Source organism: Chryseobacterium sp. L12 (genome assembly GCF_056133985.1).
Genome location: NZ_JBVYOF010000034.1, coordinates 1 through 20,139, shown reverse-complemented (window position 1 = coordinate 20,139; position 20,139 = coordinate 1). Strand labels below are relative to the sequence as shown.

The following is a 20,139-nucleotide window of genomic DNA, read 5'->3' as shown; positions in this document are numbered from 1 at the left end:
AATATTTAATATTTGGCTATGCAGACAACCTATATTGAAACTCAGCAAATTTCCTTTCAGGACTTTAAAAATCAGATACTTGAAGATTATAAATTAGGAAGGATTTCTCGTGAAATGTCCTATTTGGGAAGAAGAGAAGTGCTTACCGGAAAGGCTAAATTTGGTATTTTCGGGGATGGTAAAGAGCTTCCGCAGCTTGCGATGGCAAAAGTTTTCAGAGATGGAGACTTCCGTTCGGGATATTACAGAGATCAGACTTTTGCATTGGCTGTAAATGCGTTATCTGTTGAAAGTTTCTTTGCGCAGCTGTATGCAGATACAAGTGTGGAAAGAGAACCTGCTTCAGCAGGAAGACAGATGAACGGTCACTTTGCCACAAGAAGTTTAAATGAGGACGGAAGCTGGAAAGATCTAACGGCTCAAAAGAATATTTCATCAGATATTTCTCCTACTGCAGGGCAAATGCCAAGATTGTTAGGTTTAGCTCAGGCGTCAAAAATATATAAAACCGTAAAATTTGACGGTTCCGAGAAGTTTTCAAAAGACGGTAATGAGATTGCTTTCGGAACCATTGGTGATGCTTCTACCGCAGAAGGTCATTTCTGGGAAACACTCAATGCGGCATGTGCGCTTCAGGTTCCGATGATTGTTTCTATCTGGGATGATGGTTACGGAATTTCGGTTCCGACAATGAAGCAGAGAGCGAAAGCAGATATTTCTGAAATGTTAATTGGTTTCCAGAGAAAAGAAGGTGAATTTCAGGGATGTGAAATTATTCAGGTAAAAGCTTGGGATTATCCGTCTTTATTGGATGCTTATGCAAAGGCAGAGCAGTTTGCAAGAGTAGAAAGTGTTCCGGTAGTAGTACACGTAATTGAAGTGACACAGCCTCAGGGTCACTCTACATCCGGTTCTCACGAAAGATATAAAAACGAAGAGCGATTAGCTTGGGAATCTCAGTTTGACGGATTATTGAAATTTAAAGAATGGATATTAAATTATTCCATCGAAATTGACGGCAAAGAAGAGGTTTTAGCAACTGCCGACGAATTGGATGCGATTGATGAGGAAGCTAAAAGAACAGTGAAAGCCGGGCAAAAGCAGGCTTGGGAAAGCTACCAGAAAACAATTACTGACTTAATGAGTTCAGTTTTGCCTTTAGTTGAAAATCTTAAAGGTCAGAATACTGAGATTGAAAATTATATCAATCAGTTTAATAAGTTGGTTTCAAAAGCTAAAAAAGACGTTTTCCATTTGGTGAGAACATCTTTACTGGCAACAAGAGGAACAAATTCTGCGGAAAGAAACCAACTGATGCAGAAGTACAACGAGATTTTTGAAGTTGAAAAAGATAATTATTCTTCTCATTTATATTCTCAATCTCAGTGGAAAGCTGAAAATGTGAAAGAAATAAAACCTGTTTTCTCAGATAATTCTGAAACAGTGGATGGTAGAGTAGTTATCAGAAATAATTTTGATAAAATTTTCGAGAAATATCCAGAAACTTTGGTATTTGGTGAAGATGCCGGAAATATCGGTGATGTAAACCAGGGACTGGAAGGAATGCAGGAAAAATATGGTGAAATCCGTGTTACAGATACAGGAATTCGTGAAGCGACCATTCTAGGACAGGGAATCGGAATGGCAATGAGAGGTTTAAGACCAATCGCTGAAATCCAGTATCTTGATTATATTTTATATTGTTTACAGGGAATGAGCGATGATTTGGCAACCGTTCAGTACAGAACAAAAGGTGGTCAGAAAGCTCCTGTAATCATCAGAACAAGAGGACACAGATTAGAAGGTGTTTGGCATTCTGGTTCGCCAATGGCGGGAATTCTGAATCTTTCTAAAGGGATCTTGGTATTAGTTCCGAGAAACTTAACCAAAGCTGCCGGATTCTATAATACAATGCTTCAAAGTGATGATCCGGCTGTAATTGTAGAATGTCTGAATGGGTATAGATTAAAGGAAAAGCAGCCTGATAACTTGGGTGAATTCACTGTTCCGGTTGGAAAAATAGAAGTGACAAAAGAAGGAAATGATGTTACGTTGGTAACTTATGGTTCAACCTGGAGAATTGTGATGGAAGCAGCTGAACAATTACAGAATTTGGGTATTTCTGCGGAAGTGATTGATGTTCAGTCATTAATTCCATTTGATTTAACGCATGAAATTGCTGAATCTGTAAAGAAAACCAACAGACTGGTTGTCATTGATGAAGATGTGGAAGGCGGAACTTCAGCGTTTATTCTTCAGCAGATTTTAGAAAAACAAAAAGCTTTCAGATTCTTAGATTCTGATCCGTTAACGATTTCTGCAAACGACCACAGACCAGCTTATGCAAGTGACGGAGACTATTTCTCTAAACCTTCTGCAGATGATATGGTTGAGAAAATCTATGCGATGTTTAACGAAACAAATCCTCAAAAATATCCTGCGATATTTTAAGAAGAATTTAAAATAAATTTAGAAACCGCTTTCTATTGGAAGCGGTTTTTATATTTTTGTTAAGCTTTAATCAAATGAAAAATAAGTTTTTAATTTTAATAATTCTATTGTTAGTAAGTTGTCAGGATAAGAAAGAAATCTTTTCAGCTGACCGAGAAGCTCCATTAGGCTGGATATATTTGAAAATTTACAATGATGAAAGTTTTGAATTCATATCAAGAGGAATGATGGGAGAAAGTGACGTATATTCGGGAAAGTATAAAATGATGAATGACACAATTGATTTTAAATACGAAAATAAAATTCCTGCAGCGGGATCGAAAGCTGTTATAAGAGATGGGTTTTTATATTATTTAAACGGAGAATATCCGGAAACACTTAACATTAAATTAAACCAGCTAAAAACAAAAAATGATGAACAGTAAAATTCGTTCTGTTTTATTTGCCTGTCTCGGATTACTTTTCGGGATGTCTGTGATGTTTGTCTACAATAATTTCTTTGCAGAAAAAGACATCAAAAACAATAAAACAAATAAAATACAACATGATAAGCCATTTGAAAATAAGCAAACTAAAAGCTCGGGCGGTTCTAACCATAATATTGATGCTCTAACTGAAGAAAACACAGTTATTTCTTACGTAAAACAAAACCATCATCTTCCCGATTATTACATTGCCAAATCAAAAGCTAAACAACAGGGCTGGATTCCTTCTCAGGGAAATTTGTGCGAAGTTTTACCAGGGAAAGCGATTGGCGGAGATTATTTTGGAAATCGTGAAGGAAAACTTCCTAAAGGAGAAAAATATTTCGAGGCGGATGTAAACTACAACTGTGGAAACCGAAATGCAGACCGTATTGTTTTCACTGTAAACGGCGATGTTTATTTAACGAAAGATCATTACAGGAGTTTTGAAAAGAAATAGTAATAAATAGGGCATAAACGCTTAATTTTGCAAAAATAATTTGATTAATGAATACAGTATATATCGACTTTACAGAAATAGGAGATGATGAAGATTTTTATACTCAGCTTAAAGAGAAAATAAAACTTCCTGATCATTTCGGAGATAATTTGGATGCGCTTGCTGATGTGATTACTGGTGAACTGGAAATGCCACTGCATCTTGAATTCGTTAATATGAGCGTAGATCAGTTGGAAAATTTTGATGATTTTCTCACAACCCTGGAAGATCTGGAAGATGAAACGGAAGGCTTTTCTTTTTCGTATTATCTTGAGCAGTATGAAGATAAAGATGAAGATGAAGATGAAGATGAAGATGAAGATGAAACCGAATAAAAAATCCCGCAAAATTTTGCGGGATTAATTGTATATACATTCTCACTATTTTCCTAAAACTTCCATTAAAGGCTGTCCTACATTTCCGCTTGGATTTTCAATTCTTAAAAACTGAGCAAGAGTAGGAGCAATATCTGTCATATAATGAGGCGCATTGCTTTCGCCATATGAAATATTCCAACCCATAAAAATAAGCGGAATATGAGCGTCGTAGGAGTTCCAGACACTATGTGTAGTTCCTTTTTTGGCATAATTCGGAAGCATTCCGTCATGTGAAATAATCTGAATGTCACCGCTTCTCTGCCAATTGTAGCCGTTGATCACTCTTGATTTAATCGGTTCAGGAATTGGTGCAGAACCCACTTCTTTCAAATCTACCGCATACAAAACACGGGGATCCTTATTTAGATTTTCAATGATGCTTTTTTTGATGGCAGCTTCGTCAAGCTTTTTTTCTTTGATAAGTTCATGATTCAGATAAATCTGGTAATTATCAATTCCTAAAATCAGTTTGCTTGCTGCATATTTAGCTTCCAGCTCTGTTCCGAGGTTTTTTTCCAGCCCGTCATCAAAAAAGCCTGTCATCATTTTATTTTCTTTCATATAACCTTCAGCGTGAGCTCCACCATGATCAGCAGAAAGGAAAATGAGGTAATTTCCTTCTCCTACTTTTTTGTCGAGCAGTTTAAAGAAATTTGCCAGCTCAATATCAAGACGAAGATAAGTATCTTCCACTTCAATTGCATTAGGTCCAAACGAGTGTCCTACATAATCTGTAGAAGCAATATTAATGGCAAGAAAATCGGTTATTGAATCTTCTCCAAGCTGATAACCGTCAATGGCGGCTTCCGCAAATCTTAACGTGTAGGAATTTCCAAAAGGAGTCGTCCTTAAAACGCCTTTATTTTCAGCATAATCTTTTGCCAGATTAGAATAGGGAAAAACAGGTTTTTCTGCCTTTCCAACAGGTCTTTCCCAAGGGACATCATCTCTTGTACTTTCTGTATATTGGTCAATGGGAAGAAGGGTATTCCATCCGTTGGCAACAAGTTTTTCTGCTATTTTTTTGTCATTAAATTTGTTTACCCAATCCGGAAGACTGTTCATATAATACGAACTTGTCACAAAATTTCCGGTATTTTCATCAAACCAGAAAGCTCCTGTAGGATTGTGTCCTGCCGGTAAAATTGAAGCTCGGTCTTTCAGGGAAACGCCTACTACTTTAGACTGGAAATTGCTTGCTATTCTCAATTGATCGGTAATGGTAGTGCTCCAGAGATTTTTTGGAGAATGTCCGCCAACCTTCTGGCTGTTGGTTCCCACTCCTTTTACATCAGCATCTTCGGTACAGTAGATATTTTTGCCTGTTTGTTTGTCCGTCCAGTCATTTCCCGCAATTCCATGGATTGAAGGTACAGAACCTGTATAGATAGAAGTGTGGCCAATTGCTGTAACCGTCGGAACGTAAGGAATCATTACATTGTTGAAGGAAAAACCTTTATTAAGAAGCCTTTTGAAGCCGTCATTTCCGTATTTATCATAATATCTGTACAAATAGTCCCATCGCATTTGGTCGATAACGAGACCCACAACCAATCTCGGTCTTTCTACCTGTGGTTTTTTATTTTTCTGAGCACTGACATTCGCTGCCGATAAAAATATTACCGCAGCAATGGTAATTTTCCTTAACATTAAAATAACTTTTGAGACCACAAATGTAAAGGTTTTGAAATTTTTATGGGTGAAATTTTGGTTAAATTAAATTCATATACACAAGAAAATAGTTTTAATGGTGAGATTGAATATATTTGCATTCCAATATAATTCAAAAAAATGTTTTCAAAAATAGTTGTACACAGAGTAGGAAATAAAATTAACGGAGAGTCTCTTATTCTTTCGCAGGAAGAGCTTCAGCTGGATGAAGGAACGACAGAAATGCTTGAGAATTATTTTTTAGGTTCATTCAAAACAGAAGAAACGTATCAGTTTTACAGCGATACCTATCTGGTTAATAATCCTGTTTTCAGTTCGGTTTCTGAAATTTTTGAAGATAAGTCTAAGTTTTTGTGGGAATCTGAGAACATCGCCAAACATCTTTTTGATGCCGCAGAAAATCCAAGAGTTCAGGGTGGTGAGCTGTTTATCGTTTTTTTTGAAGATGAAAGGGAAGGAACCGAAAAAGTAGACAAAATAGGAATCTTTAAAACTGAAAAAAGAGAATCTTTCCTGAAAATCTTTCCTCAGAACGAATCTTTTGAAATCGAAAAAGATCAGGGGATCAGTCTTTCTAAAATTGATAAAGCAGCCTTAATTTACAACAACAATAAAGAAAGCGGCTATGTACTTTCGGTAGTTGATAATCATAAAAACGGTGATATGTATTACTGGTTTGAAGATTTTCTAAAGGTAAAACAACGTGACGACGAATATTTTCATACACAGGAAGCCTTGATGGTGTATAAAGATTATATTACCAAACAGCTTCCGCAGGAATTTGAGGTTTCTAAAGCGGATCAGGCAGACTTTCTGAATAAATCTATTCAATTCTTTAAGGAAAAAGAAGAATTTAAGCTGGATGATTTTACAAGTGAAGTTTTGGGTGACGAGCATGTCATCGAAAGTTTTAACAATTTTAAAACAGATTACGAACAGGATATGCAGATCAATATTGCCGAAGAATTTCCGATCAGCGAAGCTGCTGTAAAAAAAACACAGAGACACTTTAAAAGTATTATTAAATTAGATAAAAATTTTCATATTTACATTCACGGCGACCGAAAGATGATCGAACAGGGACAGGATGAAAAAGGAAAGTATTATATGCTTTATTTTGAGAAGGAGGTTTAAAGCCACGTATTATATACGATATAAAAAGAAACAGGACTCATTTAAGTCCTGTCTTTTTTTCTAATTCAGCAATTTTATTTTTCAGATCTTCGTTTTCTTTCTTGAGAATATTTATATACTCTTGTTGGTTTTCTAACAAAAACTCAGGTACGTTACAGTAAATATTGTTACTACCAATATAACTATTTTTTATATCTGTAACATTTTCAAAGCTTTGACTGATACCATTATCTTTCTCAGATTCTTTAATGTCTTCTATTTCCATGTCTAATAATTTTGCCATTCGTTCCCATTCATCATCTCTGATTCCTATTTCTCCCTTTTCCTTACGAAGGTAATGAGATTGACTAATATTCAAATGCTTTGCCATATCTTGTTGGGAGAATTTTTTATCTTTTCTAGCTTTTATTAATTTTTCTTTTACCATTCCGTGAATTTTTACAAATATAATATAAATTAAAAATTATCCAAAATTATTCTGAATTATGTGAATAAATTTGGATAATTTTTATTTGTAGAATTATATTTAGAACTATAGTTTTGTAACAAGTTTTTCGAAAAACACAAAAATATAAAATTAAATTTAAACAAATGAAAAAAATCATTTTATTGGCAGCCTTTGGAGTTGCTGGATTAGTAAGTGCTAAAAGTAATGAAAAAAAAGAGACAAAAAATGCTAAAGTAAAGACTATCTTTGTAGAAAGTAAGTGTAATAAAAAGCAACATATTTTAAAATATTATAATCCAATAAGATTAGAATCGTCGTGCGGATATGTTGAGTTTATTACTCTAACTCCAGAAGATCATCCTTCTTGTTTATTAGTGGAATTAGCTCACATGGAAGAATTTTGTTATGCATCTGTAGATGGAGAGTGGTTAGTTTAAAAAAAGCAAAAATGAAAATAGTTAATATCTTTTTACTGTTTATCCCAATCGTATTTTTTTGTCAATCTCAAAAAAATCCATCAGATTTGATAGTCAAATATAGTTATGAATCTGTAAAAGATACAACACAAATCGATAATAAAAATAGCGAAATTATGGTTTTGGCTATGAATAGAACTTCTTCTATTTATTATAGTGATAAGTATCAACAAGCTTTGGATTTAATGAAGAAAAAAATGGAGATGGCTCTAAGCTCAAATACAACTGTTGAGGTAAATGGAAAAGATTTTTCTATGCCTAAAGTTAAACATTCTGTTTTTCGATTAAATAGCGATATTTTTGTTTCTACTCAATTGGGAAGAGATCTGTTTACATTTAAATCAAATTTTCTAAAGTGGAATGTTGATTTTATTGAATCAATAGATATTTTGGGATATAAATGTAACAAGGCTATTATAATTTTTAATGGTAGACTATATACAGCTTGGTATACTAAAGAAATTCCTTTTTTTGAAGGACCTTATAGATTTAAAGGATTACCTGGTTTGATTTTACATATAGAAGATGAAAAAGGCTTTGACAAATTTAAAGCTGTTTCAATCGAAAAGAGCCAAATCGAAATAGCTCAATTACAAAAAGGTATACCTGTTTCAAGGGAAGAGTATATTAAGAAAAGAGAAGAATATAAACAAAATCCTTTTCCAGAAAAAAATCTTACTCCTCAACAGCGAAATCAAATAATTGAAAATCAAAAAAAAGTTAATAATACTTTAGAAAGATAACCATTATAAGTTTAAGTAACCAGAATAGTAATATTCTGGTTTTTTATATTTTATTAACTTTAAACTTTTTGCAAATTCTATCTTAATAAGTAAATTTGAAAAAAATCAATTTGAAACCAACCATTTCCATTATCGTCGCTATATTCAACAGAAAAGATGAACTTTTTGAGCTGCTGAATTCTCTAATCTCACAAACGGACAAAGATTTTGAAATCATTATCGTGGATGATGGCTCATTGGTTGATCTGAAACCTATAATTAAAAATTTTGAAGAGTTTTTAAACATTAAATATTTCAGAAAAGATAACTCAGGACCCGGTTTATCAAGAAATTACGGTGCTAAAAGAGCTTCCAGCGAATGGCTTGTGTTTGTAGACAGTGACGTGATTGTAGAGAAAGACTATATTGAAAATATTAAAAAAAATATAGAAAATATTCCATGTGATGCTTTTGGAGGAGCAGATAAAGCACATAAAGGTTTTAATCTGATGCAGAAAGCTATTTCATATTCTATGACTTCGGTTTTTACCACAGGAGGGATTAGGGGAAGTAAAAAATCTGTATCCAGATTTCAGCCAAGAAGCTTTAATATGGGGGTTAAAAAAGAAGTTTTTGAAAAAGTAGGAGGTTTCTCAGAAATGAGAATAGGCGAGGATCCCGATCTGTCAATGACACTTTGGGAAAATGGCTTTACTACTGCATTTTTTGATGATATTGCAGTATACCATAAAAGAAGAGTAGATTTTGGAAGATTTTCAAAGCAGGTATATCAGTTTGGCTGTGCAAGACCCATTCTTAACCAGCGTCATCCGGATTATGTGAAGATTTCTTTTGCTTTTCCAAGTCTTTTTCTGTTAGGATACATTTTAGGATTTATTGAATATTTTGTTTTAAAAAAAGGAATCATACTGGCATTTTATGGTTTTTATACTTTCGTGATCTGCATTCATGCTATGATGGTTACCAGGAATATTGCCATCGGAGCAATGGCAGTAATGTCTACTTATGTTCAGATGTTTTCTTACGGATATGGATTTTTAAAATCCTGGATTTTATTGAATATTTTCAGAAAGAAACCCGAAGACGCTTTTCCTACACATTTTCATAAGGATTAGATAGATTTGTCATTGAACTAAAATAAAAAGCTCATTCTAAAAAAACAATAAAAGCTGCCTTTAAGACAGCTTTTATCAATAAATAATTAGAATATGGATGATGTTTCATGTTTGAGAACGCCTGTTTTCAGCATGCATTCTTTCATTTTTTCATAAGTGCGGTGTATGTCGTGATCCAAACCTATAGAGAATCGGATGAGTCCGTCAGAGATTCCCATCGCCTCTCTTTCTTCTTCAGGAATTTCAGAAGAAGTAGAACTTCCGGAACAGGAGAATAATGTTTTATAAAATCCTAAGCTTACCGCCAGATACCCCAGGTTTTCTTTCTGCATCAGCTCCATCAGCTCATTGGCTTTATCGGTGGTTCCTGCATCCAAAGTTAAAAGTCCTCCAAAACCGTATTCTTCATGCATCATACTTTTCATCAGGTCATGGTTTTTATGGGATTTTAATCCCGGATATGAAACCTTCAGACCATCTTCTTCAAATTTTTGAGCAAGATATAAAGCATTATGGCTGTGCTGCTTCATTCTAATATGAAGTGTTCTCAGGTTTTTAAGAATACTTGCCGAGCGAAAGCTGTCCATGGTTGGTCCCAAAAGCATACAGGCTCCGTTGTTTACATTTTTTGTGTCGTCTATAAACTGCTGGCTTCCACAATAAACACCGCCTACAGTATCGCTGCTTCCGTTGATGAATTTCGTTAAAGAATGAATAACAATATCTGCTCCCAAAAGAGTAGGAGAAATAGAAAGCGGTGAAAAAGTATTGTCAACAATCAGTTTAAGATTATGCTTTTTACAGATTTCCGAAAGCTTTCTAAGGTCTGCCACTTCAAGAAGCGGGTTGCTTACACTTTCGCAGTAGATTATTTTGGTATTAGGCTGAATTGCATTTTCGATAGACTCAAAATTCCCGATGTCAACAAAGCTGGTTTCTATCTGGAAAGGAGGAAGAAAATTTTTCATAAAAGCATATGTTCCTCCGTAAATCGTTCTGCTGGAAATAATATGATCTCTGCTTTTGCAGATCTGCATGAGTACAGAAGTAATGGCTCCCATTCCCGAAGCAGTAACATTGGCTGCTTCCGTATTTTCCATTTTTGCCAAAGCTTGTGCAAGATAAAGATTCATCGGGGATGAATGGCGGGAATAAAGGTAGCATCCTTCTGCATTACCTTCAAATGTATCAAACATGGTTTTTGCTGAAAGAAAAGTATAAGTAGAGCTGTCTGAAATAGACGGATTTACTCCTCCAAATTCACCAAAATACTGAAGATCCTGAATTTCGTTGGCTGCATTAAATTGATCCATATTTTTTTGTTTAAAAATGGCTCATTTCAATCTTTTAAACAATCATTTTTAAAATATTCAGAAAATAAATCTGATAATTTTGTTTTTGGTAGAAATAAAGTTTATTATATTTGAATAATTATTCAACACATAAAATTTTTTTCTATGAATTTTGATGAAACTGATAAAAAATTGCTTCAGTTTTTGCAAAAAGATGGTAAACAGACTACTAAAGAACTCTCCCATAAGCTTAATCTTTCGGTGACAGCGGTTTATGAACGCATCAAAAAACTGGAAAATTCCGGTGTGATTTCTAAATATGTTGCTTTGGTAGACAAGACTAAAATTGACCGCAAATTTCTGGTTCTTTGTCATGTAAGGCTTACTCAGCATAAAAAAGATTTTGTAATGCAGTTTGAGCGTGAAATAATGGATCTTCCTGAAGTTACTGAATGTTTTCATGTAAGCGGAGATTATGATTACATTCTTAAAATCTGTGTAAAAGATATGGAAGATTACCGCAATTTTATGCTTACAAAACTGACTGCATTGCAGCATATTGCCAGTACACACAGTGCATTCACAATTTCTGAGGTGAAAAATACGACTGAGATTGTGGTGTAATCATAACATGTTTTTTTATTAAAACGCAATCAGATATTTTCCGATTAGGAAGAAAAAAGAGAAAGTCAAAATTTAGAATCATTAAGAAATTCAATTTAAAACAATAAAAAACTCCCAGAAATTCTGAGAGTTATATTGATAGAGTTTTAGTAGATTACTTTCCGAACATTCCGCCCATTCCCGGCATATTTGGCATTTTGCTCATCATCTGCATCATCTGTTTGCCTTGCGGTCCCTGCATCATTTTCATCATTTTCCCCATTTGGTCAAACTGTTTCATGAGCTGATTTACATCTTCAATTTTTCTTCCTGCACCTTTGGCAATCCTGTTTTTTCTTTGAGTATTGATAATAGAAGGTTTTCTTCTTTCTTCAGGAGTCATAGAATAGATGATCGCTTCAATATGCTTAAACGCATCATCGCTGATCTCAACATCTTTGATGGCTTTTCCAACTCCAGGAATCATTCCCATCAAATCTTTCATATTACCCATTTTCTTGATCTGATTGATCTGTTTTAAGAAATCATCAAAACCAAACTCGTTTTTAGCAATTTTTTTGTGAAGTTTTTTGGCTTCCTCTTCATCGAACTGTTCCTGAGCTCTTTCTACTAAGGAAACAACGTCTCCCATTCCCAAAATTCTGTCTGCCATCCTTTCCGGATAGAAAAGATCTAAGGCTTCCATTTTTTCCCCTGTGGAAATGAATTTGATAGGCTTTTCAACTACAGAGCGAATCGTTAAAGCAGCTCCACCACGTGTATCACCGTCTAATTTAGTTAAAACAACTCCGTCAAAATTCAAAGTATCGTTGAATGCTTTTGCAGTATTCACCGCATCCTGACCCGTCATTGAATCAACAACAAACAAAGTTTCGTTAGGAGTAATCGTTGAATGAACAGTTTTGATTTCCTTCATCATCTGCTCATCAATTGCCAAACGACCTGCTGTATCGACGATTACAATATCGTGACCATTAGATTTAGCAAAATTAATTGCGTTTTGCGAAATTACTGAAGGATCCATATTGCCTTCTTCAGTGTAAACAGGAACTCCCGTCTGTCCACCCAAAACTTTCAGCTGATCAATTGCTGCAGGACGGTATACATCACACGCAACCAATAAAGGTTTTTTATTTCTTTTCGTTTTAAGATAATTGGCAAGCTTTCCTGAAAACGTAGTTTTACCCGAACCCTGAAGACCAGCAATAAGAATTACAGACGGTTTTCCTGAAAGATTAATTCCTTCCTGAGAACCTCCCATTAAATCTACCAACTCGTCATGAACGATTTTTGTCATCAGCTGTCCCGGAGTAAGCGAAGTGAGAACGTTTTGTCCTAAAGCTTTATCCTGAACTCTTTTGGTAAGATCTTTTGCTACTTTATAATTAACATCGGCATCTACCAATGCTCTGCGGATTTCTTTTACGGTTTCCGCCACGTTGATTTCCGTAATCTTTCCTCGTCCGGAAATATTATGAAGCGCCTTGTCTAATTTATCCTGTAAACTATTAAACATATTAATTGTAAATTATAGTTGGCAAAAATAAGGAATTTTTAATTAAATGAATAGGATATACCCACACATTTCTTTTGATTACCGATTATAATTTTATTTTTGCAGAATGAATTTTTCGGCGGCTTTTATTATAATATTCCTAATTGTAGTACTGAATATCCTTATATATATGGTATTTAAAAAATTTCTGTACAAAAAATCTGACGCGGCAATGAGATTTTTAGTGATCAATATTGCAAAAGATATTTTATGGCTGGGATTTTCATTGTTTATCATTGATAAAACGAAAGCGAATTTTCTGTTTCTTGTGATTTGTTTTCTGGTAAGTTCTTTCTATATATATTACCTGGTAATAAGGGCTATTAACAAATCCTGATTTTTTTGATGATAAAAATCAATTTTTAATATTGGTAAAGTTTAATAAAAACGATATATTTGCACACGATTAAAAAAGAGATATGAACAGAAAAATTTCTTCCCTATTTTTCGCATTTTTATTTGTGTTTTTCAGTGGTTTTGCTGCTGCTCAGCACGAATCTGAGGGCGAAAAACTAGCTGAAAAGGTAGAGCATGCAGAAGGAGACAAGCCTTTCAATGCTACAAAAATGATCATGGAACACATCGGTGATTCAAACGAATGGCATTTATGGACTACTAAAGATGATAACGGTGTAGAGCATCACGTTTCTGTTCCTCTTCCTATCATTATTAAAGATAACGCAGGGTGGCACACTTTTCTTTCTAGAGATATTGCTCATGGTCAGGAAAAGGATGGTTATACGATGCACCACGGGAAAGTAACTTCTACCAAAGGAATTCAGGAAGCAAGACTTTTTGGTTTAATTGGAGGGAAGCAAAATGCAGCAGATTCTTATTTTGATCTTTCAATTACTAAAAACACAGCTTCAATGCTTCTTTCGGTAATTTTCATGGCAGTGATTTTTATTGGGATGGCAAGAAACTATAAAAAATCTCAGTTACCTAAAGGTGCAGGTAAATTGATGGAGCCTGTAATTGTATTTATCAGAGATGAAGTGGCTATTCCAAACATCGGATCAGTGAAATATAAAAGATATATGCCTTATTTATTGACTGCATTTTTCTTTATCTGGTTCAACAACCTTTTCGGATTGATTCCTTTCTTTCCTTTCGGAGCAAACTTAACCGGAAATATTGCTATTACAGCAGTTTTGGCAATCATTACATTATTAATTACAGTTTTTAGTGCCAATAAAGATTACTGGAAACATATTTTTATGCCACCGGTGCCTTTGTTATTATATCCGATTATGATTCCCATCGAAATCATCGGGATCTTCACAAAACCTTTTGCATTAATGATGCGACTTTTTGCCAACGTAACGGCGGGGCACATCATGATTTTAGCAATTATCTCATTGATTTTCATCTTTAAATCCCCATTGTTAGGATTTGCATCTGTACCTTTGGCGCTATTCGTTTCAGTATTGGAATTGTTGGTTGCTGCTTTACAAGCTTATATTTTTACAGTACTTTCTGCGTTATTTATCGGAATTGCTGTGGCAGAGCACGCTCATGAAGAACATGCTCATTAATTAGAAAAAAAGAAATAATTTTAACTAAATAATTTATTTATTATGGACATTTCAACAGGAACAGGATTAGTTTACGTAGGTATTGGTTTAGCAGTACTTGGAGTAGGTATGGGTATCGGTAAAATCGGTGGACACGCTATGGACGCAATCGCTAGACAGCCAGAACAAGCTGGTAAGATTCAAGGGGCAATGCTTATTGCTGCAGGTCTTATCGAAGGTGCTGGTCTTATCGCAATTATCTTTGGTGCTTTTATCAAGTAATCTATCCTTAAAAAATATTCTCAGCAGTCATGCGGTTGGCATCTGCTGAGAATTTTAAAATGATCCATTAAATAACATTTAAAAAGAACTTACAGATATGGGAATTATAGAACCTGGAATTGGACTTTTGTTTTGGATGACGCTTACCTTTGTTATCCTGTTGTTTCTTTTGGCTAAATTTGCATGGAAGCCAATTGTAAATGCAGTAAATGACAGAGAAACTTCTATCGTTGATGCATTGAATCAGGCTAAACTGGCTAAAAAAGAAATGGAAGATCTTAAGTCTGACAATGAAAGAATCATGCGTGAGGCTAAGATCGAAAGAGATGCTATCCTTAAAGAGGCAAGAGAAATTAAAGACAAAATTGTAGGAGAAGCTAAAGATATCGCAAAAGTAGAGGCTGATAAATTAATTGAAGCTGCAAAACAAACTATTGAAGCAGAGAAAAATGCTGCAATGGCAGATATCAAAACTCAAATTGGTGCTTTGTCTGTAAATATAGCAGAATCTATTTTGAAGCAAAAGCTTGAAAATAATGAAGCTCAAAATGAATTAGTTCAAAATTATTTAAACAAATCAAACCTTAACTAATAATGCTTACATCTAAAGTAGCTAAAAGATACGCACAAGGTTTACTTGATTTCACCAACGAATCAGGTCAAACGGCTACTGTATTTTCTGATATGAAAGATGTAGTAAAGTTGATGAACGAATCTCCGGATTTGAACAAATTCTTTCTTACACCTTACATAGATTCTAAGAAAAAAGTAGAAGTAGCAAAAGAAATTTTCAAAAGTCTTTCAGTTTCTTCACAAAACCTGATTACTTTGGTAATCAGACAGGGACGTGAAAGCCATCTGAAAAATATTGCACAGCAGTTTATCAACAAAGTTGAGGATATCAACGGAGTGCAGAGAGTAACACTTACTACTGCAACAGAATTATCTCAATCAAATATTGAACAGATTTTGAGATCTACCAATCTTGTGAATACAAGTGCTAATTTTGACCTTAATGTAATTGTAAAACCTGAAATTTTAGGGGGCTATATATTAAGAGTAGGAGATCAGCAGGTAGATGCATCTGTAAAATCAAAATTGAACAAGATTAAAAAAGACTTTCAGTTAAATTAAGAAAAAAACCATACAATGGCAGAAATAAATCCGGCAGAAGTATCTGCGATCTTAAAACAGCAATTGGCCAATTTCGATACTCAATCAAATGTTGAGGAAGTAGGTACAGTTCTTACCATCGGTGATGGTATTGCTCGTGTTTACGGGTTAGAACACGTACAATACGGAGAATTGGTAAAATTTTCAAGTGATGTAGAAGGTATCGTACTAAACCTTGAAGAAGACAACGTAGGTGTTGCTCTTTTAGGAGAAAGTAAATCTGTAAAAGAAGGTGATACCGTAAGAAGAACAAACAGAATTTCTTCTATCAAAGTAGGAGAAGGGATGTTGGGTAGAGTAGTAGATACTCTTGGTAACCCTATCGACGGTAAAGGTCCTATCACCGGAGAATTATATGAAATGCCATTGGAAAGAAAAGCTCCCGGAGTTATTTACAGACAGCCGGTAACAGAGCCTTTACAGTCAGGTATCGTAGCAATTGATTCTATGATTCCTGTAGGAAGAGGGCAAAGAGAGCTTATCATTGGTGACAGACAGACTGGTAAAACTACGGTTGCTATTGATACGATCATTAACCAGAAAGAATTTTATGACGCTGGTCAGCCAGTATATTGTATCTATGTAGCAATCGGTCAGAAAGCTTCTACAGTTGCACAGATTGTAAAAACTTTATCTGATAAAGGTGCTTTAGCATATACTGTAATCGTTGCAGCAAACGCTTCAGATCCAGTTCCAATGCAGGTATATTCTGCAATGGCAGGAGCATCTATCGGAGAATATTTCAGAGATACCGGAAGACCTGCTCTAATTGTTTATGATGATTTATCTAAACAGGCAGTTGCTTACCGTGAGCTTTCTTTACTTTTAAGAAGACCACCAGGTCGTGAGGCTTATCCTGGGGACGTTTTCTATCTTCACTCAAGATTGTTGGAAAGAGCTGCGAAAGTAATTGCTGATGATAATATTGCAAGACAGATGAACGATTTACCTGAGTCTTTAAGACCAATCGTAAAAGGTGGTGGTTCATTAACGGCACTTCCTATTATCGAAACCCAAGCTGGTGACGTTTCTGCGTATATTCCAACTAACGTAATCTCTATTACAGACGGACAGATCTTCTTGGAGTCTGATCTATTCAACTCAGGGGTGCGTCCTGCAATCAACGTAGGTATCTCTGTATCAAGGGTAGGAGGTAATGCTCAGATCAAATCAATGAAAAAGGTTTCTGGTACGCTTAAATTAGATCAGGCTCAATATAAGGAATTAGAAGCATTTGCTAAATTCGGTTCAGATCTTGACGCCTCTACTTTAGCAGTAATTTCTAAAGGTGAAAGAAACGTGGAATTACTTAAACAGCCAGTAAACTCTCCGCTTCCTGTAGACAGCCAGGTAGCAATGATTTACGCAGGAACAGAAAACTTAATGAGAAATGTTCCTATCAGAAAAGTAAAAGAATTCCAACACGAATACATTGAATTCTTAAGATCTAAGCATCCGGACACTATGGCTGCTATCAAAGCAGGTAAAATAGACAACGATATTACTGGTGTCCTTAAACAGGCTGCTCAGGATATAGCATCTAAATATAACTAAAAATTAGTTGATGGTTTTTGGTTGGTAGTTGACAGGATTTTCTAAAACTAGCAACCAACAACCAACAACCAACAGCTACCCAAATATGGCAAACTTAAAAGAAATACGAGGAAGAATCAGCTCAATTTCATCTACGATGCAAATTACCCGTGCTATGAAAATGGTTTCTGCTGCGAAACTTAAAAAAGCTCAGGATGCTATCGTAATGTTGAGACCTTATTCTGAAAAACTTCAGGAGATTATCCAGAATGTAAATTCTAGTTCAGATCCGGATCAGGTTTCTGTTTATGCTCAGAAAAGAGAAGTAAAAAGGGTGCTTTTTATTGCTGTAACTTCAAACAGAGGTTTGGCAGGTGCTTTCAACTCATCTGTTGTAAAAGAGCTAAATAATCAGTTTCAGAATAATTCTCAGTATGATGTTGAAATTCTTACAATTGGTAAAAAAGTTTACGATGCGGTAAGAAAGAGCCGTTCTGTTTTTTCCAATGAAAGTTCTGTTTTTGATAATTTAAGTTTTGATAGAGTTTCTAACATTACAGAAGGGGTAATGTCTAGCTTTAGAGAAGGAAAGTTTGATGAAGTTTATTTAATTTATAATAAATTCATCAATGCTGCTACTCAGGAAGTAATTACAGAACAGCTTCTTCCAATTTCTATGGCTGAAACAGAAGAAAATCATGTTGAAACAGATTATATCTTTGAACCAAACAGAAATGAAATTCTTGATAACCTCATTCCGAAATCTATTAAAACTCAGGTTTTCAAGGCAGTACTTGATTCAGTAGCATCTGAGCATGGGGCGAGAATGACAGCAATGCATAAAGCAACAGATAATGCACAGGCTCTGAAAAATGACCTGGTAATTTTCTATAATAAAGCAAGACAGGCAGCAATTACTAACGAAATTTTAGAAATCGTTTCAGGGGCAGAAGCACTGAAAAATTCTTAATAAAATTTTCACAAAATAAAAAGCACCGATGTTTTCGGTGCTTTTTTTGCTATTATTATTTTGTATATCTTTGTAAATAAATTATAATTTTCTAAATGGATTCGGACATAGTCAGGCTTTTGCTAGCCTTGTTTCTTGTATTACTTAATGGCTTTTTTGTGGCCGCAGAATTCTCAATTGTTAAAGTTCGTTACTCACAGATTCAGCTGAAAGCAGCAGAAGGTAATTCTATGGCTAAGCAGGCCGAATTTATCATCAAACGTCTTGACGAATATCTGTCTGCAACCCAGCTCGGAATTACGTTAGCTTCTCTTGCATTGGGTTGGGTAGGTGAAAGTGCAATGCACCATATGATTGATAATTTGCTCCATTCAATGGATGTCAGTTTTTCCGAATCTACTGTTACGACAATATCGTTGGTTATCAGCTTCTTGATTATTACGGTTATGCATATTGTTTTTGGTGAATTGATTCCCAAATCCATTGCAATCAGAAAGGCAGAAGCTACAACTATGGCAACAGCTGTTCCTCTAAGAGTTTTTTATACGATTTTTAAACCATTTATATGGTTGATGAATCTCATGTCAAACGGAGTTTTAAGGCTGATGAAAATTCACCCGGCTTCAGAACAGGAAATTCACTCTACAGAAGAATTGCAGCTTTTGGTAAAACAAAGTGCCGATTCCGGTGAAATAGAAGAGGAAAACTATGAAATTATCAAAAATGCTTTTGATTTTACAGATCATTCAGCTAAACAAATCATGGTTCCACGGCAGAATATTACTTCAATCAACTTCTCAGATGATCTTAATGATATCATTAATAAAATCATGGAGAGCGGTTACTCCCGAATTCCGGTATACGAAAATTCAATTGATAATGTAATTGGAGTTTTTTATACCAAAGAAATTATCAGAGAATTCGTTAAAAGAAAAGGGAATCTTAGCCATGATGATTTAAGAGAATTAATGCGTGAATCTTTCTTTGTGGTAGGAAGCAAGAAAATTTCAGACTTGCTCAAAATTTTCCAGCAAAAAAAACAGCATTTAGCAATCGTAATTGATGAGTTTGGAGGAACTGAAGGAATTATCACACTGGAAGATATTTTAGAAGAACTGGTGGGTGAAATTCAGGACGAAGAAGATGATGAAGAAAAACTGGTAGATAAAATTGGTGAAAATCTTTATTGGGTAAAAGCTACACAGCCTTTAGATGAGATCAACGAGTCTTTACCTAAAAAACTTCCGATTGCGGAAGAGTATAATACTTTGGCAGGATTTATTTTACATAAACTGGAAGAAATTCCTGAAGAAAACCAGGAGTTTGATCTGGAAGGTTACCATTTTAAAATACTTAAGATGAATAATAAAAGTGTTGAAATGGTTGAGCTTGAATATATTGAGCCGAGTGTTTTAGATGAATTAATTGACAAAATAGAAGTTTAATAAAAATTTAAAATGTTTTTTAATAATTCAGTAAAAAATTATGAAAGTCCAAAACGGCAGTATGAAGAAGAAGTGTTGGTTTTGGATGAGACAGATGAAGTATACAAATTAGTGCTTCATAATGATGATATTCATACGTTTGACGAAGTTATTGAGGCTCTTATTCAGATTTGCAAACATGAGCCGATGCAGGCTGAGCAATGTACAATGCTGGTTCATTACAAAGGCAAATGTACAGTAAAAACCGGCTCTATAGATTTATTAAAGCCAATGCATGATAAACTCATTTCCCGAAGTTTAACAAGCGAAATAGTATAAGACCTGCAAAATTGCCGGTTTTTTTGATATTTACTTTAAACCCAAATCACGCAGT

Annotated in this window: 21 protein-coding genes; 17 read left to right on the top strand and 4 right to left on the bottom strand. The window is 34.8% G+C overall.

The window, feature by feature from the left end:
* Positions 1 to 18: 18 nt before the first annotated feature.
* The 4 genes from AC0NBN_RS16220 to AC0NBN_RS16205 all read left to right on the top strand — a co-directional run bounded on the left by AC0NBN_RS16220 (position 19) and on the right by AC0NBN_RS16205 (position 3,749).
* A complete protein-coding gene (locus AC0NBN_RS16220; protein WP_160812929.1) occupies positions 19 to 2,451 on the top strand; it encodes a transketolase C-terminal domain-containing protein in 2,433 nt (810 codons plus the stop codon).
* 74 nt (positions 2,452 to 2,525) lie between these two features.
* Positions 2,526 to 2,876: a hypothetical protein gene (locus AC0NBN_RS16215; RefSeq protein ID WP_160812928.1), complete on the top strand. Its 351-nt coding sequence runs from the start codon at positions 2,526 to 2,528 to the stop codon at positions 2,874 to 2,876.
* Entirely contained in the window at positions 2,866 to 3,375 is a 510-nt protein-coding gene (locus AC0NBN_RS16210; protein WP_160812962.1) for a ribonuclease domain-containing protein, read from the top strand. Before AC0NBN_RS16215 ends, AC0NBN_RS16210 begins: the two co-directional genes overlap by 11 nt.
* Positions 3,376 to 3,422: 47 nt before the next feature.
* On the top strand, positions 3,423 to 3,749 hold the full coding sequence (locus AC0NBN_RS16205; protein ID WP_160812927.1) for a barstar family protein: 327 nt from the start codon (positions 3,423 to 3,425) through the stop codon (positions 3,747 to 3,749).
* A gap of 45 nt (positions 3,750 to 3,794) precedes the next feature.
* Here AC0NBN_RS16205 and pafA read toward each other — a convergent pair whose 3' ends face one another.
* Positions 3,795 to 5,441, bottom strand: coding sequence for an alkaline phosphatase PafA (pafA, locus tag AC0NBN_RS16200; protein ID WP_160812926.1), 1,647 nt, complete (start codon positions 5,439 to 5,441; stop codon positions 3,795 to 3,797).
* Positions 5,442 to 5,582: 141 nt separating this feature from the next.
* On the opposite strand from pafA, the gene AC0NBN_RS16195 reads away from it, so the two are divergent.
* The gene (locus tag AC0NBN_RS16195; protein ID WP_130913590.1) at positions 5,583 to 6,596 is read left to right on the top strand and encodes a nucleoid-associated protein; all 1,014 of its coding nucleotides are present in this window, start codon (positions 5,583 to 5,585) and stop codon (positions 6,594 to 6,596) included.
* A 37-nt stretch (positions 6,597 to 6,633) separates the two neighbouring features.
* On the opposite strand, the gene AC0NBN_RS16190 is transcribed toward AC0NBN_RS16195, so the two are convergent.
* Complete coding sequence (locus AC0NBN_RS16190; protein WP_089744327.1) at positions 6,634 to 7,023, bottom strand: helix-turn-helix transcriptional regulator; 390 nt, start codon at positions 7,021 to 7,023, stop codon at positions 6,634 to 6,636.
* A 164-nt stretch (positions 7,024 to 7,187) separates the two neighbouring features.
* Between AC0NBN_RS16190 and AC0NBN_RS16185 the strand changes: the two genes are divergently transcribed.
* From AC0NBN_RS16185 to AC0NBN_RS16175, 3 genes are all read left to right on the top strand, one after another.
* A complete protein-coding gene (locus AC0NBN_RS16185; protein WP_089744329.1) occupies positions 7,188 to 7,481 on the top strand; it encodes a hypothetical protein in 294 nt (97 codons plus the stop codon).
* An 11-nt stretch (positions 7,482 to 7,492) separates the two neighbouring features.
* A complete protein-coding gene (locus tag AC0NBN_RS16180; protein ID WP_130913589.1) occupies positions 7,493 to 8,263 on the top strand; it encodes a GLPGLI family protein in 771 nt (256 codons plus the stop codon).
* 110 nt (positions 8,264 to 8,373) lie between these two features.
* The gene (locus tag AC0NBN_RS16175; protein ID WP_160812925.1) at positions 8,374 to 9,378 is read left to right on the top strand and encodes a glycosyltransferase; all 1,005 of its coding nucleotides are present in this window, start codon (positions 8,374 to 8,376) and stop codon (positions 9,376 to 9,378) included.
* Between the two features lie 86 nt (positions 9,379 to 9,464).
* Here AC0NBN_RS16175 and AC0NBN_RS16170 read toward each other — a convergent pair whose 3' ends face one another.
* Positions 9,465 to 10,691, bottom strand: a complete 1,227-nt coding sequence (locus AC0NBN_RS16170) for an aminotransferase class I/II-fold pyridoxal phosphate-dependent enzyme (protein ID WP_160812924.1) — start codon at positions 10,689 to 10,691, stop codon at positions 9,465 to 9,467.
* A gap of 144 nt (positions 10,692 to 10,835) precedes the next feature.
* On the opposite strand from AC0NBN_RS16170, the gene AC0NBN_RS16165 reads away from it, so the two are divergent.
* Entirely contained in the window at positions 10,836 to 11,294 is a 459-nt protein-coding gene (locus AC0NBN_RS16165; RefSeq protein WP_089744335.1) for an Lrp/AsnC family transcriptional regulator, read from the top strand.
* Between the two features lie 154 nt (positions 11,295 to 11,448).
* On the opposite strand, the gene ffh is transcribed toward AC0NBN_RS16165, so the two are convergent.
* Positions 11,449 to 12,810: a signal recognition particle protein gene (ffh, locus tag AC0NBN_RS16160; protein WP_160812923.1), complete on the bottom strand. Its 1,362-nt coding sequence runs from the start codon at positions 12,808 to 12,810 to the stop codon at positions 11,449 to 11,451.
* 458 nt (positions 12,811 to 13,268) lie between these two features.
* Between ffh and atpB the strand changes: the two genes are divergently transcribed.
* The 8 genes from atpB (at position 13,269) to AC0NBN_RS16120 (ending at position 20,084) form a co-directional block, all read left to right on the top strand.
* The gene (gene atpB, locus AC0NBN_RS16155; RefSeq protein ID WP_160812922.1) at positions 13,269 to 14,384 is read left to right on the top strand and encodes a F0F1 ATP synthase subunit A; all 1,116 of its coding nucleotides are present in this window, start codon (positions 13,269 to 13,271) and stop codon (positions 14,382 to 14,384) included.
* Between the two features lie 42 nt (positions 14,385 to 14,426).
* A complete protein-coding gene (locus AC0NBN_RS16150) occupies positions 14,427 to 14,645 on the top strand; it encodes an ATP synthase F0 subunit C (protein WP_130913585.1) in 219 nt (72 codons plus the stop codon).
* 97 nt (positions 14,646 to 14,742) lie between these two features.
* Positions 14,743 to 15,237, top strand: a complete 495-nt coding sequence (locus AC0NBN_RS16145) for a F0F1 ATP synthase subunit B (RefSeq protein ID WP_160812921.1) — start codon at positions 14,743 to 14,745, stop codon at positions 15,235 to 15,237.
* A gap of 2 nt (positions 15,238 to 15,239) precedes the next feature.
* Entirely contained in the window at positions 15,240 to 15,779 is a 540-nt protein-coding gene (gene atpH, locus AC0NBN_RS16140; protein WP_130913584.1) for an ATP synthase F1 subunit delta, read from the top strand.
* 15 nt (positions 15,780 to 15,794) lie between these two features.
* On the top strand, positions 15,795 to 17,372 hold the full coding sequence (atpA, locus tag AC0NBN_RS16135; RefSeq protein ID WP_130913583.1) for a F0F1 ATP synthase subunit alpha: 1,578 nt from the start codon (positions 15,795 to 15,797) through the stop codon (positions 17,370 to 17,372).
* Between the two features lie 85 nt (positions 17,373 to 17,457).
* Positions 17,458 to 18,321 carry an ATP synthase F1 subunit gamma gene (atpG, locus tag AC0NBN_RS16130; protein WP_160812920.1) on the top strand — a complete coding sequence of 288 codons (864 nt, stop codon included), beginning with the start codon at positions 17,458 to 17,460 and terminating at the stop codon, positions 18,319 to 18,321.
* A gap of 95 nt (positions 18,322 to 18,416) precedes the next feature.
* The gene (locus AC0NBN_RS16125) at positions 18,417 to 19,766 is read left to right on the top strand and encodes a hemolysin family protein (protein WP_160812919.1); all 1,350 of its coding nucleotides are present in this window, start codon (positions 18,417 to 18,419) and stop codon (positions 19,764 to 19,766) included.
* 12 nt (positions 19,767 to 19,778) lie between these two features.
* Positions 19,779 to 20,084: an ATP-dependent Clp protease adaptor ClpS gene (locus AC0NBN_RS16120; protein ID WP_130913580.1), complete on the top strand. Its 306-nt coding sequence runs from the start codon at positions 19,779 to 19,781 to the stop codon at positions 20,082 to 20,084.
* Positions 20,085 to 20,139 lie beyond the last annotated feature (55 nt).

Bases quoted from the DNA above. Each gene is read 5' to 3' on its own strand.
- AC0NBN_RS16220 (WP_160812929.1), top strand. From the start codon at position 19: ATGCAGACAACCTATATTGAAACTCAGCAAATTTCCTTTCAGGACTTT.
- AC0NBN_RS16215 (WP_160812928.1), top strand. From the start codon at position 2,526: ATGAAAAATAAGTTTTTAATTTTAATAATTCTATTGTTAGTAAGTTGT.
- AC0NBN_RS16210 (WP_160812962.1), top strand. From the start codon at position 2,866: ATGAACAGTAAAATTCGTTCTGTTTTATTTGCCTGTCTCGGATTACTT.
- AC0NBN_RS16205 (WP_160812927.1), top strand. From the start codon at position 3,423: ATGAATACAGTATATATCGACTTTACAGAAATAGGAGATGATGAAGAT.
- pafA (WP_160812926.1), bottom strand. From the start codon at position 5,441: ATGTTAAGGAAAATTACCATTGCTGCGGTAATATTTTTATCGGCAGCG.
- AC0NBN_RS16195 (WP_130913590.1), top strand. From the start codon at position 5,583: ATGTTTTCAAAAATAGTTGTACACAGAGTAGGAAATAAAATTAACGGA.
- AC0NBN_RS16190 (WP_089744327.1), bottom strand. From the start codon at position 7,023: ATGGTAAAAGAAAAATTAATAAAAGCTAGAAAAGATAAAAAATTCTCC.
- AC0NBN_RS16185 (WP_089744329.1), top strand. From the start codon at position 7,188: ATGAAAAAAATCATTTTATTGGCAGCCTTTGGAGTTGCTGGATTAGTA.
- AC0NBN_RS16180 (WP_130913589.1), top strand. From the start codon at position 7,493: ATGAAAATAGTTAATATCTTTTTACTGTTTATCCCAATCGTATTTTTT.
- AC0NBN_RS16170 (WP_160812924.1), bottom strand. From the start codon at position 10,691: ATGGATCAATTTAATGCAGCCAACGAAATTCAGGATCTTCAGTATTTT.
- AC0NBN_RS16165 (WP_089744335.1), top strand. From the start codon at position 10,836: ATGAATTTTGATGAAACTGATAAAAAATTGCTTCAGTTTTTGCAAAAA.
- ffh (WP_160812923.1), bottom strand. From the start codon at position 12,810: ATGTTTAATAGTTTACAGGATAAATTAGACAAGGCGCTTCATAATATT.
- atpB (WP_160812922.1), top strand. From the start codon at position 13,269: ATGAACAGAAAAATTTCTTCCCTATTTTTCGCATTTTTATTTGTGTTT.
- AC0NBN_RS16150 (WP_130913585.1), top strand. From the start codon at position 14,427: ATGGACATTTCAACAGGAACAGGATTAGTTTACGTAGGTATTGGTTTA.
- AC0NBN_RS16145 (WP_160812921.1), top strand. From the start codon at position 14,743: ATGGGAATTATAGAACCTGGAATTGGACTTTTGTTTTGGATGACGCTT.
- atpH (WP_130913584.1), top strand. From the start codon at position 15,240: ATGCTTACATCTAAAGTAGCTAAAAGATACGCACAAGGTTTACTTGAT.
- atpA (WP_130913583.1), top strand. From the start codon at position 15,795: ATGGCAGAAATAAATCCGGCAGAAGTATCTGCGATCTTAAAACAGCAA.
- atpG (WP_160812920.1), top strand. From the start codon at position 17,458: ATGGCAAACTTAAAAGAAATACGAGGAAGAATCAGCTCAATTTCATCT.
- AC0NBN_RS16125 (WP_160812919.1), top strand. From the start codon at position 18,417: ATGGATTCGGACATAGTCAGGCTTTTGCTAGCCTTGTTTCTTGTATTA.
- AC0NBN_RS16120 (WP_130913580.1), top strand. From the start codon at position 19,779: ATGTTTTTTAATAATTCAGTAAAAAATTATGAAAGTCCAAAACGGCAG.